This is a genomic window from Photobacterium sp. AWH4_225, assembly GCF_056158405.1.
The window spans coordinates 981,662-997,379 of record NZ_JBSWTF010000004.1; the positions used below are offsets into that span (position 1 = coordinate 981,662).

The 15,718-nt window shown below is 48.9% G+C and carries 17 protein-coding genes; 10 read left to right on the forward strand and 7 right to left on the reverse strand.

The features are described 5' to 3' along the window. Positions 1 to 71 precede the first annotated feature (71 nt). The 4 genes from ACXAD4_RS21675 to ACXAD4_RS21690 all read left to right on the forward strand — a co-directional run bounded on the left by ACXAD4_RS21675 (position 72) and on the right by ACXAD4_RS21690 (position 4,206). Positions 72 to 920 carry an SIS domain-containing protein gene (locus ACXAD4_RS21675; RefSeq protein ID WP_475244037.1) on the forward strand — a complete coding sequence of 283 codons (849 nt, stop codon included), beginning with the start codon at positions 72 to 74 and terminating at the stop codon, positions 918 to 920. 127 nt (positions 921 to 1,047) lie between these two features. Then, positions 1,048 to 2,277, forward strand: coding sequence for an MdtL family multidrug efflux MFS transporter (locus ACXAD4_RS21680; protein WP_475244038.1), 1,230 nt, complete (start codon positions 1,048 to 1,050; stop codon positions 2,275 to 2,277). Then, positions 2,252 to 3,214 carry an HTH-type transcriptional regulator YidZ gene (yidZ, locus tag ACXAD4_RS21685; protein ID WP_475244039.1) on the forward strand — a complete coding sequence of 321 codons (963 nt, stop codon included), beginning with the start codon at positions 2,252 to 2,254 and terminating at the stop codon, positions 3,212 to 3,214. Before ACXAD4_RS21680 ends, yidZ begins: the two co-directional genes overlap by 26 nt. Positions 3,215 to 3,309: 95 nt before the next feature. After that, a complete protein-coding gene (locus ACXAD4_RS21690; RefSeq protein ID WP_475244040.1) occupies positions 3,310 to 4,206 on the forward strand; it encodes a GNAT family N-acetyltransferase in 897 nt (298 codons plus the stop codon). Here the strand turns inward: ACXAD4_RS21690 and ACXAD4_RS21695 are convergent. Next, complete coding sequence (locus tag ACXAD4_RS21695) at positions 4,199 to 5,023, reverse strand: class I SAM-dependent methyltransferase (protein ID WP_475244041.1); 825 nt, start codon at positions 5,021 to 5,023, stop codon at positions 4,199 to 4,201. The two genes, ACXAD4_RS21690 and ACXAD4_RS21695, sit on opposite strands and share 8 nt — an antisense overlap. Before the next feature lie 155 nt (positions 5,024 to 5,178). Between ACXAD4_RS21695 and ACXAD4_RS21700 the strand changes: the two genes are divergently transcribed. The 3 genes from ACXAD4_RS21700 (at position 5,179) to ACXAD4_RS21710 (ending at position 7,520) form a co-directional block, all read left to right on the forward strand. Further along, on the forward strand, positions 5,179 to 6,114 hold the full coding sequence (locus tag ACXAD4_RS21700; protein WP_475244042.1) for a DMT family transporter: 936 nt from the start codon (positions 5,179 to 5,181) through the stop codon (positions 6,112 to 6,114). A gap of 15 nt (positions 6,115 to 6,129) precedes the next feature. After that, positions 6,130 to 6,648 carry a MerR family transcriptional regulator gene (locus ACXAD4_RS21705; RefSeq protein WP_475244043.1) on the forward strand — a complete coding sequence of 173 codons (519 nt, stop codon included), beginning with the start codon at positions 6,130 to 6,132 and terminating at the stop codon, positions 6,646 to 6,648. A 149-nt stretch (positions 6,649 to 6,797) separates the two neighbouring features. Continuing rightward, positions 6,798 to 7,520 carry a sulfite exporter TauE/SafE family protein gene (locus tag ACXAD4_RS21710; RefSeq protein WP_475244044.1) on the forward strand — a complete coding sequence of 241 codons (723 nt, stop codon included), beginning with the start codon at positions 6,798 to 6,800 and terminating at the stop codon, positions 7,518 to 7,520. A gap of 3 nt (positions 7,521 to 7,523) precedes the next feature. On the opposite strand, the gene ACXAD4_RS21715 is transcribed toward ACXAD4_RS21710, so the two are convergent. Then, positions 7,524 to 7,742: a hypothetical protein gene (locus tag ACXAD4_RS21715; RefSeq protein WP_475244045.1), complete on the reverse strand. Its 219-nt coding sequence runs from the start codon at positions 7,740 to 7,742 to the stop codon at positions 7,524 to 7,526. A 245-nt stretch (positions 7,743 to 7,987) separates the two neighbouring features. On the opposite strand from ACXAD4_RS21715, the gene ACXAD4_RS21720 reads away from it, so the two are divergent. Then, positions 7,988 to 8,320 (forward strand): DUF4156 domain-containing protein, encoded by a 333-nt coding sequence (locus tag ACXAD4_RS21720; protein WP_475244046.1) that lies wholly within the window; start codon positions 7,988 to 7,990, stop codon positions 8,318 to 8,320. A gap of 64 nt (positions 8,321 to 8,384) precedes the next feature. Here the strand turns inward: ACXAD4_RS21720 and ACXAD4_RS21725 are convergent, their stop codons facing one another. The 3 genes from ACXAD4_RS21725 to ACXAD4_RS21735 all read right to left on the reverse strand — a co-directional run bounded on the left by ACXAD4_RS21725 (position 8,385) and on the right by ACXAD4_RS21735 (position 11,863). Then, a complete protein-coding gene (locus tag ACXAD4_RS21725) occupies positions 8,385 to 9,089 on the reverse strand; it encodes a DUF1028 domain-containing protein (RefSeq protein WP_475244047.1) in 705 nt (234 codons plus the stop codon). Positions 9,090 to 9,106: 17 nt separating this feature from the next. Then, complete coding sequence (locus ACXAD4_RS21730; RefSeq protein ID WP_475244049.1) at positions 9,107 to 10,498, reverse strand: YfcC family protein; 1,392 nt, start codon at positions 10,496 to 10,498, stop codon at positions 9,107 to 9,109. Positions 10,499 to 10,603: 105 nt separating this feature from the next. Then, positions 10,604 to 11,863: a M20 family metallo-hydrolase gene (locus tag ACXAD4_RS21735; RefSeq protein ID WP_475244051.1), complete on the reverse strand. Its 1,260-nt coding sequence runs from the start codon at positions 11,861 to 11,863 to the stop codon at positions 10,604 to 10,606. Between the two features lie 233 nt (positions 11,864 to 12,096). Between ACXAD4_RS21735 and ACXAD4_RS21740 the strand changes: the two genes are divergently transcribed. Beyond that, positions 12,097 to 12,840, forward strand: coding sequence for a FadR/GntR family transcriptional regulator (locus ACXAD4_RS21740; protein ID WP_475244052.1), 744 nt, complete (start codon positions 12,097 to 12,099; stop codon positions 12,838 to 12,840). On the opposite strand, the gene ACXAD4_RS21745 is transcribed toward ACXAD4_RS21740, so the two are convergent. After that, on the reverse strand, positions 12,841 to 13,740 hold the full coding sequence (locus tag ACXAD4_RS21745) for a LysR substrate-binding domain-containing protein (protein WP_475244053.1): 900 nt from the start codon (positions 13,738 to 13,740) through the stop codon (positions 12,841 to 12,843). It abuts the gene before it with no gap. 144 nt (positions 13,741 to 13,884) lie between these two features. On the opposite strand from ACXAD4_RS21745, the gene ACXAD4_RS21750 reads away from it, so the two are divergent. Next, positions 13,885 to 14,862 carry an NAD(P)H-dependent oxidoreductase gene (locus ACXAD4_RS21750; RefSeq protein WP_475244055.1) on the forward strand — a complete coding sequence of 326 codons (978 nt, stop codon included), beginning with the start codon at positions 13,885 to 13,887 and terminating at the stop codon, positions 14,860 to 14,862. An 87-nt stretch (positions 14,863 to 14,949) separates the two neighbouring features. On the opposite strand, the gene ACXAD4_RS21755 is transcribed toward ACXAD4_RS21750, so the two are convergent. Beyond that, a complete protein-coding gene (locus tag ACXAD4_RS21755; protein ID WP_475244056.1) occupies positions 14,950 to 15,711 on the reverse strand; it encodes a sulfite exporter TauE/SafE family protein in 762 nt (253 codons plus the stop codon). Positions 15,712 to 15,718: the final 7 nt, after the last annotated feature.

Consider the following 15,718-nt stretch of genomic DNA (forward strand, 5'->3'; position numbering starts at 1 on the left):
TATTCCAATGAGAGAAAATACATCGAGCAGAAGAAGAACAGCTCATCAAAACGACTGGCTAAGGAACAACGATGGCGATAATTGCAAAAATCTCTAACCAATTTGACCGCTTGTCCAACAATGAACAGAAGATTGCCCAGATGATCCTTGACGCGCCAGAGAGCGTCGTCGGCTTATCATCCTCGGCATTTGCCGAGCAAGCCGGAGTCAGCCAGTCCAGTATTATTAAACTGGCTCAGAAATTAGGATTCAAAGGGTTTCCGGCTCTCAAACAAGCCCTAAATGAAGAGTTAACCCGCAAAAAGGTACTCGATGTATCAGGTACCCTGCACGGTGATATCCAGCAAAATGACACCGCTAAGGTGATGGCGCAGAAACTCTCGCAAAGTAAGCTATCTGCCATAGTAGAAACTACCAATGCCCTGGACTACGAAAATCTGGATAAGGCAGTCACCGTGCTCAATAATGCCAACAAGGTGCACCTTGTCGGGCTGGGTGGATCAGCCATCGTAATGAAAGATCTGTCCTACAAACTCATGAAGATCGGCATTACGGCACTGTGTGAATTGGACAGCCATGTTCAAATCACCATTGCACAAACACTCAATGCCAATGATGCCATGGTGGTGTGCTCGTTTACCGGTAACCGGAAAGAGGTTGTCATTGCCGCAGAGATAGCCAAACAGCGGGGCGCAACACTTATTGCCATAACAGGGCTCAATGACAGTCCAATCCGGCGTATGGCTGATATCCAGCTCGATACTATTGCTGATGAAACACAGGCACGAACCTCGGCGATATACTCCCGGACAGCGCAAAACTGCATTACTGATCTGTTATTTATGGCATTAATCCAAACCCGCAATGAGGAAGCCATTGAGCTTATTGACTCCGCCAGTAATGCGATTGGCCAGCTTTGAACTAGAGCAAAGCAACACGGCTTAATATTTACTTATGTCGCTAATGGAAATACCTGTTGTCAAAATGGCAACTCGTTAGCTAACCGGATCCCCACTACACTCCCCTCGACACAACAACGAGGTATTTATGATCCGGTTTCTTCTGTGCAGTTTTGCACTCGTTCTGCTCTATCCAACCGCTATCGACCTGTATCTGGTCGGTTTACCACAAATTGCCAGTGACCTAGGTGCAACCGAGTCACAGCTCCACATCGCCTTTTCGATTTACCTTGCAGGCATGGCGACCACCATGTTCTTCGCGGGTAAGCTTTCTGATTCCATTGGCCGTAAGCCTGTTGCCATTACTGGCACCATCATCTTTATTTTTGCCTCACTGCTAGGTGGCCAGGCTGAAAGCAGCACCACTTTCTTGATTGCCCGCTTTGCCCAGGGGATTGGCGCAGGCTCTTGCTATGTGGTTGCCTTTGCTATTTTGCGCGATACCCTCGATGACCAGCGCCGGGCCAAGGTGCTATCGATGCTCAATGGCATTACCTGCATTGTCCCTGTGATAGCACCGGTGATCGGCCACCTGATCATGCTCAAGTTCCCATGGCCAAGCCTGTTCACCACAATGGCGGGCATGGGTATCGTTGTATGCCTCTTATCGGTCTTTGTGCTCAAAGAAAGCAATGCGAACCGTCGCAGTCAAAAAAGTACAGAAAGCTCTGACTCACCGCAGTCCGGTGATTCCACGCTTGATGCCACTGAACCTTTTCTCGAGCGCTATTTCATCAGCCGTGTTGTCATCACCTCAATCGGTGTAACCACTATTCTGACCTATGTGAATGTCTCGCCTATGCTGGTCATGGACGTGATGGGTTTTGATCGTGGCGGGTACTCGACTACCATGGCCTTAACCGCACTGGTTAGCATGCTCGCCTCATTTTCCGCCCCTTTCCTACTAGGAATATTCAAGCAGCGCAGCTTAATGCTGTTCTCGCAAGGGCTATTTGCCACAGCAGCAATCGTTCTTATGACTTCTGGACTCGATATATTAGATCAGATGGCTAACCTGATCGGCTTTGGCCTTATCTGTGCAGGTTTCTCGATTGGCTTTGGCATCACCATGAGCCAAGCACTGAGCCCTTATTCGCTACGTGCAGGTATGGCGAGCTCTATCCTCGGCATTGCCCAGGTGTGTGCATCGGCTTTTTATATCTGGTTGATGGGCCTGCTGGGTGTCTCGGCGCTCAATATGCTGATTATCATTTTGGCGGTGGGTGGTGTTATTTCAGCGGCTCTAATATTATTGGTAGCACTGCCTTCGATGCCAACCTGTTGTAAAGCCAATGAAGAAATCACTAGCACGCCTTGACCTCAACTTGCTCTTCACCCTGCAGCTGTTGCTGCAGGAGCAGAGCGTCACCAAGGCGGCCAAGAAGCTGAATGTGACCCCGCCAACGGTCAGTAAGTCCCTCAGCAAACTCAGGGAGTGGTTTGACGATCCCTTGTTCGTCAAGACACCTCAGGGGCTAAAGCCGACACCGCTGGCACTCGGCATGGCGCACGATCTCTCCGACTGGCTGCAAATCGGCAGCCAGTTATTGGCTAAACGCGGTGATGAAACGCCCAAGGGTGTGCACTTCAATCTCACCATGGAATCACCGCTACTGCTGATCATGTTCAATGAGCTGTCGCAGCAAATCTACCAGCGCTACCCGGATGCCAAGGTGAAAGTGAGCAACTGGGATTACGACTCATTGGAAGCGATAACCCGTGGTGAAGCCGATATCGGCTTTACCGGCAGGGAGAGCCATCCCCGCTCAAAAGAGTCGTTGGATCTTCTGCCCTACTTCATCGACTACGAGGTGTTATTTGCAGATTTGCCGCAAGTCTATCTGCGTAAAGATCACCCAGCTCTGCAACATGAGTGGAATATGGAGGCCTTCCTCAAGTACTCACATATCAATATCGTGTGGGAGAAAAGCGAAAGCTGGGCGCTGGATGAAGTCCTCGCTGAGCAAGGACTCACCCGCCATGTAGCCCTTACCATGGCAAGTTTCGAACAGTCCCTGTTCATAGCCGCCCAACCGGGCCACCAGATGATCACCACCGCGCCGCAATACTGCCAACGCTATTGCCAGCAGATGCATCCCGATTTAACGGCATTACCAATCCCGATGGAGAAACAGCAACTAGATACCTTGCTGATCCCATTTACGATGATTTGGCACAAACGCAACAGCCAAAATCCCAAAATATCTTGGCTCAAAGAGACGATTAAGGCCTTGTATAGCAATCAGAAAACCTAGTGATAATGACTTGGTAAGCTATAAAACTGAGTTTGTTGACACTATCAACAAATAGCGGTAGCGTGAATAAATATTCAAGCATAAGGAAATGCCCAATGTCTGAGTCACCGACCGCTATCAGCAATATACGCAGTGAGCTGCGCTATCTCATCAGGGAACTGGGACTGCTCGACAAAAACTGCCTGAACTCCAACCTGTCACTGTCGCAGGCTCACATCCTGACCTATGTGCATCGCAACGGCAGTACCTCTTTTCATGAGTTGGCCATCCAGCTCAATGTCCAAAAGGCGTCACTGAGCCGGACATTGACGACATTAATCGATAAAGAATATCTCTCCGTTCAGTTTGATCCTGCTGACAAGCGGCAGAAAATCTATCAGCTCCTGCCAGATGGCCAAGCAGCCCTGCAGCATGCCAACCAATCCGCTGATACCGCTTTCGCGGCTTTCCTTGAAGGACTGGAAACTGACCAGCTCAATAGCATAGAAAATGGCCTGCGGACGCTCCGATTAAACGCATTCAAGAGCAATTTCCAACCCAACAATTTCCGGGTCAAAGTAGAAAGGCTAAACCCCAATTACCAGCACGAAGTCGATACCCTTATAAAGCATGTCTTCAACGGCGAACAAGGTATTCCCGAGGAGCTAATCCCTCTTGATCCTAACCAGCCTTATGTATGGTGGGTCGCCCGCTGCGGCGAATATGTCATCGGCGCTGTAGCCTGCTGGGAAATTGATGGTGAATGGCACTGGGGGCGTTATTTTATCGACGCCAACTTTCGCGGTTATGGCATTGGTAAAAAGCTGGCAACCGAGTCACTGAGTGATATCTTCACCAATATCACAGACTCCATCGTCATCGATGCCAGAGACACCACAGTAGCCATACTTAATCGGTTCGGAGCGGAAGTAACAGGCGAAACCATCGATTTTTATGGCTCGCCAGTAACACCAATGAAGCTAACGAAACAAGACTTTCTCGCCGTTAGTTAATATTCTGCGGCAAACCATCATCAAGGCTCTTCCTGGCGATCACCAAGCCATGGTTGCTGGCACCTAACAAGCTTGGTTCATCACAGGACTTAAGGTGATAAGCTAACCATGCGTCATATTGATCAGGGCTGAAGTGGTTTATCCCACTTGCCAAATAGCGGCCAAAACCATCGGTGGCAATATGACGCTCAATAGCAAAACCATGCGTATCGACAAGTTGCTCCATCTCTTTCGGCGTCGCGAAATAGCCCACATTGAAAAACTGTGCGGCTTCAGGTGATGACACCAAACCTTCTCTTTGCAACTGGTCAAGAACTTGGGGAGTGATCAAGTGCGGAAAGTGTTGGGCAAATAAACCTGCAACAAAAAAGCGCGAAATATAAGCGACCGCCATCACCCCACCCGGTTTGAGGATCCGCATCGCCTCTTCCATCACCTCCTTACGCGCTTGCTCCATTTGCAAATGGTAAAGCGGCCCAAGGATCACACACAGATCTTGCGAGTTGTCGGCGATAAAAGGGACCTCGCAGGCAGAGCCTTGGTGGATATCTATATCAATATCAGACTCCGTAGCTTTCTCCCTTAAGATCCTAACCTGATCCGGTACCAGTTCAACCGCTGTGACCTTGCAACCCATCTGGGCGAACGTCAGCGAATATCGTCCAGTCGCAGCACCGAGTTCAGTGACTCTGGCCCCCGGTGTTAGCCAACCATGCAAGGCATGCATGGTGGTATCAAATTCCATCCGGGTAATATACTGGCGAGTTAGGCGAGTATCCTCGTCAGCATTGGTGTATTGTTCAATCAGCGCTTCCATCCTTGGCCTCATAAAATTCAATAGAATTATGAATTTAAAATATCACCACACACATTAATCATCCACCTTCAAATCAAATGAACATTATCCATTGACCCGTCTACCGGTGTAGGCTTTAACCTTCGCCCCCTGTCACAAAACAGAGGTCAAAGTGTATGTCTGTCAACTCTCATCGTCTTTCGGTTTCACAATATCTGCAACATACCTCAGCCGGACTCTCTCCCACACTCAAAGGGGTATTACTTGCCTTGGTATCGACCGCCTTATTTACCCTGGTCGGCGTCCTGGTTAGGGTACTGAGTGATGATATTGGGGTTTTCCAAATCCTCTTTTTCCGCCAATTAGTGTTCGTTACTTTGCTGATGCCCGCTATTGTTAAAAATATCGATTTGTTACTCAAACCCAAGCACCTGAAATTACATACATTCCGTATCTTGGGGGCTTTTACTGCGTTATCTCTCGGCTTTGTCACCGTCAGTAATATTCCGCTGGCTGATGCCACAGCGTTGGGCTTTACCCAAGTACTGTTTGTGGCGGCTGTATCCTACCTCTTCCTTGCTGAAAAGGTCAGTGCTTCACGCTTGTTTACCATCATTACTGGCTTCATCGGTGTGATGATGGTGGTCCAGCCAAGTTTCGAGCAAACCTCACTGACCTATACATTACTGGGGCTGGCGGGGGCGTTCGGCGCAGCAGTAGCGGTGATTTGTGTTCGCAAAGTTGCCCAAGTCGAGTCCAAAATCACTTTACTGGCATATCAGGCTATCTTTGTCGGATTAATGGCATTGGTACCCAGCTTGCTGAACTGGACATGGCCAAATGGCGAACAACTATTGCTACTCATCTGTGTCGGGATTCTCTCATCCATCGCCCAGTGGATCGGTGTTACCGCTTATAAGTATGGCGAGGCAAACGTGATAGCCAATGTCGAATACGTTAAGATTATTTACTCTATGGCTATTGGTTACTGGCTGTTTGCTGAAACGCCAAACGGACTGGCAATCACAGGAACCTTGGTGATTATACTGAGCGCAATGCTACCTATGCTTTATAAAAAGAAAATAAGCCAACCACTTGTTGAAAACCGCTAAGAGGGAATGTACCGCATGCTAACCGTGACGCAGCTGGCCAAGGCCTGCAATATATCTCGCACTACCGTACTCTACTACGAGCGTGTGGGCCTGCTGCATCCGGCAAGCCGCTCAGATAACGGTTACCGCTGGTACGGCGACAAGGAACTGGCTAGGCTAAAGAGTATTCTGTCATACCGCTCGTTTGGCCTTCCGGTACAAGAGATTGGTCCGATGCTTGAGCGCAATAAAACCGTCAAGCAAGAACAAACCCTACGCAATCAATTCAACGCATTGGAGCAAGAAATCCAGACCTTGCGCCAGCAGCAAAAAGCCATCTTAATGCTTTTGGAAGAACCTGAATTACTTGAAAAAGACCAACTAACCAAAGCGCGTTGGGTCGAGATCATGCGCAGTGCCGGGTTCAATGAAGAGGAGATGATGAACTGGCATAAGCAGTTTGAAAAAATGGAGCCTGATGCCCATCAGGAGTTCTTGGAATCACTCAATATCGACGCCGAAGAAATTGCAGCGATTCGCTTACAGTCCCAATAGGTGCACTTCAAACTAATTGAAAAAGCCGCGAAATTCTCACCTCCTGACAATAGATCTTCTAGCTATTCGGCTCCTCATGATATGCTTACCGCCTCTTTAGAATAACAGCAATAAGGCGCTGTTATTATTGACTTTTTAGGTATCCCTTGATGTATGAGTCGACAGTCATTTTTGCTGCCACCCTTATCTTTCTTGGCTCTTTTGTTCAAACAGCTATCGGCTTTGGGTTAGCGATAGTCGCGGCCCCATTACTGTTTCAACTGTCACCACAATATGTACCAGCCCCTATCTGTTTGGTTGCACTGGTTATTTCCTTGATCAATGCATTCAAGCTACGGAGCAGTGTGTCCATTGGCGGCTTGAAATCAGCCATTATTGGCCGAGTGCCGGGTTCATTACTCGGTGGTTTTCTATTAACTGTGGTATCCGGTGCAACGCTTTCGTTATGGCTGGGTGCCATGGTGCTCATTGCCGTAGGTATCAGCGCCCTGCCATACCGTTTGAAGCCCACGCCGAACAGGATGCTAGTTGCCGGGTTTATGTCTGGCGTGATGGGAACCAGCTCTTCCATCGGCGGACCGCCTATGGCCCTTTTGATGCAACACGAAGAAGCCGCCAAGCTTCGTGGCAACCTGTCGGCATTCTTTGTGATCACTTCGATAATGTCTCTGGTTGTACTGTCGTTTTACGGCCACTTCAACATAGATCACATTCAGATCACCCTGCCACTGCTGCCAGCGGCTATCTTGGGCTATTGGTTGGCGAACAAGGTTGTCGGCAACCTATCGCAAGGCGTAGTGAGAAAATTTGCCTTGCTGCTTTGCCTAGCCAGCGGTTTGACAGCCATCTATCAAGGTATTTCTGGGTTTTAACATTCAAATCCCTTCTTCAATCGCCCCAATAGAATACAGCACTAACTCGGCGGGGTTCTGATCCTCGCCGAATGTTTGAATATCCTCTCCCTCGATTTTCAGCTCGGCAATAATAGCCAACGCTGTATCCCGGTTCACATTGATGATGGTCTCCATCTCCAGTGCAGACACACCAAACCGGGTTGCGACCAGCAGATCTTTTACTTTCTGTTTCTCGTCCATTAGCTATTCACCGCTCTGTTGAAATACAACGTTCTTTTAAAAAATAAATCTCCAAGATGAGCATAGATGGCTTTCAGCACAATGAAAAAGCGAAACGGTAAACACATCCAATCCCTTGATAGCACTGGGTTGCTAGGGATTAGTTCAGAGAAAAACCTTTACACAAAAATCATTTAGCAGGTGGTCATTATGGTGGTAATCTAGCGCCGATTTTAGGTTTCACCAGCGGGCTATTTGAAAGCGACATGAGAAAAACACTATTGGCAGGTTTGTTCAGCCTGGTTCTATTTGGCTGTGCCACTCCCAGTGAAGAGCTGATTTCGCAAGCCGACCAAGTCCGAGTGCTTACCACCAGCCTACCCAGCCTCGACCAATGCAACTGGGTCGGTGAAGTCACCGGCAACGAAGGCCACTGGTATTCCTACCTGTTCTACAGCAATGACGCCCTCATCCAAGGCGCGGTCAATGAACTGAAAAACAACGCCTTCCGTATGGGTGCCGATACTGTGGTCACCATGAGCCCTCACAACTTTACTACTTCGGTCTCTTTGCTTGGCACTGCTTACGACTGCCGATAAAGACTGCAAAAAAAGAGCCTGCTAATGCAGGCTCTGTCATAAATTGATTCCGTCAAGTGAAAGATTACGCTGTCGGTAATTGGCTCAAGAACGACTGGAAGCCAGCACTTCTTACATGCCCCAACACCTTGCGCATATCGGCAATCAAACTGCTATCAGACCAATCAACCCGAATATCAACCGGAGCTTGAGTCTGGCTTTCAACACGCAGCGAGGCCGAATAAGTCCCCCTCTTATCACCACCACTTGCGAGCGCCGCTTCCAAAGAGCTAATCAATACTTCGGGTAATAATTGCTCATAATCTTCGCAATAGCTTGGCACCGCATTATGCTGCAATACCTGTTCAGGGTTGGTACATACCGCATGAATAAAGCTTTCTGCAAAACCATGCAGTACGCTCTCGTTCTCCAACATATTGCCAGCGACCGCAATATGCGGAAACGCAACTGAACCAATAACCGGAATATTCTCGTTGCCGTGAATAAATGCCGTCGAGCCCTGTCTATCCATTACCATACACTGACGCTGCTCAAACCCAGCATCTTCACTTTTCAACCGTGCTATAACCTCACTGCTATCAAAGCCTTCAAGCAATAGTTGTTTCGCTTTCTCGGCATACCAAGGATTAGTGAATAACCCTTGAGTGGCGCAGCCTCCTAGACCACGCCAGCTATGGTTCACATAGCCACCGACGGACACACCACCGGTTGCTGTAATCGATGCGGAGGTCCCTATCTCGGGGTTAAAGTGAATAAGTGAAATCGTCATAACATCTCAGTGAAAAATTAGTAGCCAACCAATTGGCCAATAAACAACGCCACCCAACACAGTGCGTAGACCAGCACCATGAATGGCAGAATGGCTTTCAACCACTGCTCATAAGACACACGGCCCAGTGCCAGCATAGCCAGCGTACCGCCAGACGTTGGAACAATTAGGTTTGTCAGGCCATCACCGACTTGGAATGCGGTGATCATCAGCTGACGGCTCATACCGACCAAGTCAGCAACAGGCACGAGAATTGGCATAGTAACCATCGCCTGGCCCGAGCCTGACGGAACAAACAAGTTAATGACACCTTGAACCACACTGGCAACAATAGCGGATACCGCGATAGGCATATCCTGGATCAGTGAGCTCAAAGCATTCACAATGGTGTCGATGATCTGTGCTTGGTCCAAAATCACCTGAATAGAGGCAGCAACACCTATCACCAAGGCACCAGCCGTCACGCCAGAAGCGCCTTCCATCATCTGCTTGACGATACCGTTAGCCCCCAAGCCATTAACCATGCCGATAGCAATCGCCATCAATAGGAAAAGGCCTGCGATTTCATTGATGTACCAGCCATTAGCAAATACACCGTATAGCATGATGCCAAGGCCAGCCAAAAAGACGCCCAGCGTCGCTTTGTCTTTACCGCCTAGTTGGTACTCGGAAAGATCTTTCTTCAGCCCTTCAACACCTTCCGGCTCTTTAAAGTCCATTTTTGTTACTTTGGCGCAAATGAAGTACGCCAAGGCAGCCAGGGATGTCAAAACCATCAAGGTACGCAGCCACGCCCCAGAGAACGTAGGCAACTCAGCAATGCCCTGAGCCACCCCCACGGTATAAGGGTTGATTGGCGACAGTGCAAAACCAATACCGATGCCACCAACAGCCATCACTGTTCCCACCAGCGATGAGTAACCAACCGCTGCTGAAATCAACACCGCTACTGGCACTAGGGCAATATTGTTTTCAAATCCAACTGCGACACCAAAGAAACCATAAATGAAGGTACCAACAGTGATGATAACGTTACGGTTTTTAACGCCAACTTTATTCACTGCAACACCAATGGCGTTTTCAAGTGCACCCGTCTTTTGCAAAATGTGGAATAAGCCGCCTGCGATAAACACGATAAACAGGTAAGGCGCTGCACTGATCAGGCCCTTTGGAATGGCGACAAAAATATCAAAGAAGTGAACCGCTGGAGTATCGGTTAAATAAGCAAAAGACTCCGGTACTACTGTAGTTCGGCCATTGGCGACCACACGCTCAAACTCACCGGCTGGAACAATAAATGTCAGTACATATGTCGCAACCAGTATCATGAAAATCAGCACCATCGGGTCTGGCATATTCCTATACCAAGGACGCTTTGCCTCTGAAGCCATCTTCTCTGTCATATCCATATCTTTTTCTCCGTCGTACCTAATAATCAGCCAGCTATCATTGGTATTTCGCACATTTCAATTGCGCCAATGAAGCCGGCCTTGTCCTAAACTCTGTAGGCAATCCTAGCTACAGGTGCTATCGCCTCTAAGCAATAGACAAAACTGCTGAAGCACCTTAAGCGACGACAATAAGTCTGCTTGGGTGATCGCTTCATCAGGGTGATGGCTCACGCCATTCTTACAGCGCATAAACAACATGGCAATATCGGTTAAGTGCGTAACCGCCAAACCATCATGCCCAGCGCCACTAAACAAATACTTAGACTCAATGCCTGCCGCTGACGTGGCCTGTGCCAGCATCGACGACAAACTTTCTGAGCATGTCACCGCAGACTGCTCGTAACTCAGCTTGTGCTCATAACCCAGGTTATATTTCTCCATCTGCATCTCAATATCCGCCAGCAGTGCATGCCGAGCGGCTAGTCGAGAACTGTCATTCGGTGAACGCAACTCGATAGTGATATCTGTTTGCTGCGGGATCACATTAACGCCATTAGGGTAGTTTTCGATTTTCCCTACCACGCCAACCAGATCCTCTTTGCTTTTACACAGCTGGTCGAAATTATGGATAACCTGCGCTGCGCCAACCAAGGCATCTTGGCGCATGTTCATCGGTACCGTACCGGCATGCCCTGCCTTGCCCTTTATCGACAAGGTATGGCGCTCGATACCGGTAATGGCACTGACAATGCCGACCGGTAAGCCCGCCCTTTCAAGTTGTGGCCCTTGCTCGATATGAAGCTCGACAAACCCCAACACCTCATCAGGTTGGTAAGCATCGTTGCCGATAAGCTCAGGACGACAACCAAACTGTGCTAGCGCATCGCGCATTGTCATTCCCTGCGCATCCGTGGCCTCAAGCATCAGTGGATCAAAGGTGCCCGAAATAGCCTTTGAACCAAGCAAGGTTGACTGGAAGCGCGTACCTTCCTCGTCGCTAAACGCAATCACGTCAATGTGGAAAGGCAACTCGGTATTGTTGCTGTTGAAATAATGAACTAGAGCCAAAGGCGCAATAACGCCGAGGATCCCATCGTACTTACCGCCATTGGGTACCGTATCTTGGTGCGATCCGAAGATCAGCGTTTTGGCATTTGGCACTTTACTTTGATAACGCCCAATCAAGTTGGCGGCATTATCCAATCTGACTTGCATACCGGCAGCCAGCATCCATTGGCGTAATTTATCATTCGCTTGGCGATGCTCCTGCGAAGCACACAACCGAGTCACCCCCTCAATATCGGGGTTCGATGTTTGCGAACAATCTGCTACTTCTTCCAACCATTCCCAAGTCAGGCTGGCGCATTCCTTTAGTCCAGTCATGTATCAATCGGTCTTTTTTTGCTCATGATTGGCTGTAATTTATCATGATAAATATCAAAATAAAGCTATTTATCATGATAAATAATGAACTTTTGCCGAGAATAATCCTTTATAGGCATACTTTTTAATCGTCTTTCCGATGAGAAAAAATGATGACAAGAGATAAAATATTGGTAAGAATCAACCGCTAACAGCAAGTCAAATCAACAGCAACACAGCACTTCGAGGTAATTGTGGCAGGCAGTACGAAAGGCAGACGAACCCAACAACTTGCTGAGTCAATCAAGTCATGGATTGTCGAACAGAATTTACAGCCTGGTGATCGACTTCCCAACGAGTTACAGGTTATGGAGCTTTTCGATGCATCGAAAAGCACCGTCCGTGAGAGTATGCGTATTTTGGAAGCACAAGGGATCTTGGCGACCAAAACTGGCCCCAAAGGCGGCGCTTTTGTCGCAGAGATGGGTGAAAGCAAAGCACAATCACTACTGAGCAATTACCTGTTCTTTAAAGATCTTTCTATTTCCGATCTCTACCAAGTCCGCCAATCACTAGAACCAGATGTCGCCGCCTCTCTGGCCGGTAAATTATCAGAACAGCAGCTACAGCGGCTAGAGGCGCAAATAGATAAATACAGCACCCCGCCAACCGATATCTTCCAGGAGCGAGAGCACCATATTGCCGCCATTGAGTTCCACAGCCTGCTCGCCAGCTACTCAAGCAACGAGCTTTTGAAATTCATTGTGCGCTTCACCGCGCAGATGCTCACCGATCTCACTATCTACAAAAAGCTCTATGAGCCTGAAAATCATGAGTTGTGGCAAACAGGCATACAAAGCCAGAAGCAACTGGTTGAAGCCCTTCGTGCCGGAGACGCACCGCTGGCGAAAAGCATCATGCAGCAACACATGCAAACCGCCCACCAGCTGATGAAAGAGCAAGAAGTCGAAGTGGCACAGAAGTTTTTGCAAGAATAATCAGCTAGCCAACTTCTCGACCAGATAATCAATAAACACCCGCACCCGCTTGGCCTTCTGTGTGTTCTGATGGAAATACACATAAAGGCCAGAATAGGGGTACCAGTATGGTTCCAAAACGGGCACGAGCTGTTTATCCGCCAGCAAGTCATCAATCATCGGTTCAATCACCCGGCCAATGCCCAGGCCATTCACCGCCGCATCGACCATGACATCGGTATCGTTGACGATGAGCCCCAGCGGCATGTCCACCGTAATATCTTGTCCGTTGTTGTCCAACCTGAGCGGCGCCAATTGATTAGACGCGATAAAACGGTACTGGATCAGCTTGTGCTGCTTGAGATCATCCGGTGAGCTCGGCATACCATGCTTATCAATATATTCCGGCGAGGCAAACAACGCTTCTTTGGTCGGCGGCGTGAGCTGGCGCGCCACCATGCCCTCTTCAACCCGATCACCAAAACGGAGCCCCATATCAAAACCGTCACTGATGATATTGACCGCCGCGTCATTGATAGAGATTTCCAGCTGGATATTGGGATAGCGCTGGCAGAACTCGACATAAATCGGCTTGAGCAGGTACTGGTAGGCAAAACGAGGAGTGGTGATCCGCACCTTACCGGAGGGATCTTCACTTAAATCCTTGACGCTCTCGACCGCAAAGCTGAGATCCGACATCGCCCCTTGGGTACGCTCAAACAGAAGATGCCCGGCCTCGGTCAACTCTATACGCCGGGTAGTCCGGGTAAACAGCGGCAGCCCCATTTGTTGCTCAAGGGTTTTCAGCGCCTGGCTGACCGACGGCGGGGCGATCTCGAGCTTGCGTGCTGCACTGGAAATACTGCCCTCGTTAACAATGGTGTGGAACATCATCAACTGGTTATAGGTTGCACCGTTCAAACTAACCTCACAGGTTTTTCGATTTAATGAACATTATTAGCTTAATCCTAATAATTAATTAGGAAAACATCATCTAAAAATTATCAATCTAGCTAGATACACTTACCCCATCAAATCGAGAGCGATACGAGCGGGAGCAAGACAATGAGCAACGTACTGGTAATTTCAGGCCACCCAAACCTAGACGAGTCATACACCAACACAGTGATCCTAGAATCACTACAACAAGGATTAGACAGCGTTGAAGTGCGCCGCCTAGACAGCCTATACCCGGACTACCAAATTGATGTAGAGGCAGAGCAACAAGCACTGCTAAAAGCCGATGTTGTCGTGCTGCAGTTCCCGTTTTACTGGTACTCGATGCCAGCCCTGCTGAAGAAATATCTCGACGACGTTTTCTCTTACAACTTTGCCTACGGCTCAAAAGGCGACAAGCTAAAAGGCAAAGATCTCATCCTGTCTTTCACCATTGGCGGGCCGGAAGAGTCTTATGATCCTCTGGGCTACAACCACTTTACGGTTGAGCAATTTATGTACCCGCTGCAGCAGACTGCGTACCTTGCAGGTATGGTGTACCACAAGCCGGTTTACAGCCACCGCATGGTCTATATTCCTGGTGTGTACAACACCCAAGAAGAAGTAGAAGGCCGCGCCCGCGCCCATGCAGACAAGCTAATGGCGCAAATTGAAACTATCACCGGCTCTGCTGATAACAAAATCCAGAAGTTTGTCGCCAACTGGTTCGCCGAGTTCGACAAGCTGCCAGAAGAGAATACTTTCTTCACTGAGTTCCTGGCCGATGATGTGAACATCACCATGCCAGAGGGCACCTTTATCGGCCACGAAGGTTTCCGTGACTGGTATGCCATTGCCCGCGCTACCTTCAAACCGGGCTGTGACCACCAGGTGGAGCAAGTTGAAATCAAACCACAAGATGACACTCAAGGTAACTTGTACCAGGTAGAGCTACGTATCCGACTGCTAGCGGAGAGCTTTGAAGAGTCAGTGCTCAAGGGTGAGAGCATCAACCTGCTGGTCAACGAGACTTGGTCGGTAAGCTTGGATGAAGCAGGGAAAGTCACTATCCATGGCTACCTTGTCGAGCCAGTGAAAAACGACTGAGAATAGACAGCCTCAGATAATAAACAGCGCCGCTTTCTTATCGAAGACGGCGCTGTTTCTTCACTTTCTACAAGCAATATAGATATATCAGATATCACCAAGCGCAGACCAAATCAGTCTCAGCGCAAGAATCGTCAGCATAATACGCAACGCCACCTGGAACCTGTCATTCGAGACTCGCTCAAGCAACGCCTTCCCTGCCATGGTGCCGAAGAAGCCGGTCAGTATCATCAGCACGATAACCCCGGCCCAATCGGCAAAGGCAAAACCCAGCCCGCCGAACACGACAGCCTTTATCAAATGCTGTGCCGACATCAAGGCGGCCATAGTACCGACCAACTTTTGTTTATCAGCAATAACATGCCTCATAGAAGCAATCACAAACGGGCCAGTTGCCCCGACAAACATAGTCAAAAAGGAGGTCAGCCCGCCTAATACCGTCAGGCTTTTTTTGCCGTTCAATGCCGCTGTAATGGGTACCCAGCAGCTGAGTAAAATGAAGCCACCTAAGATCAACTGGATATAGGCAGGTTCGAGCGATACCGCAATATTGCCACCAATCAACGCGCCTATCACAGTGCCAACAACAAACCACATTACCAATGGCTTGAGCACAAACCTGCGCATCAACAGCAACCGTCCGCCATTGCTGCCAAGTTGCACCACCGCATGAACCGGAATAATCGCTGCCGCAGGCATAAAGCTCGCCATAACGGCAATCAGTAATGCGCCTCCGCCGGCTCCCATCAATGCCGTCACCGCAGACGTGACAAAACTCAGCGAGACCAAAATAGAAAATTGCATGTCTGTCAGCACAGCGGGCTTAAACCATTCAAAAATCTGATCCATCAGCCAG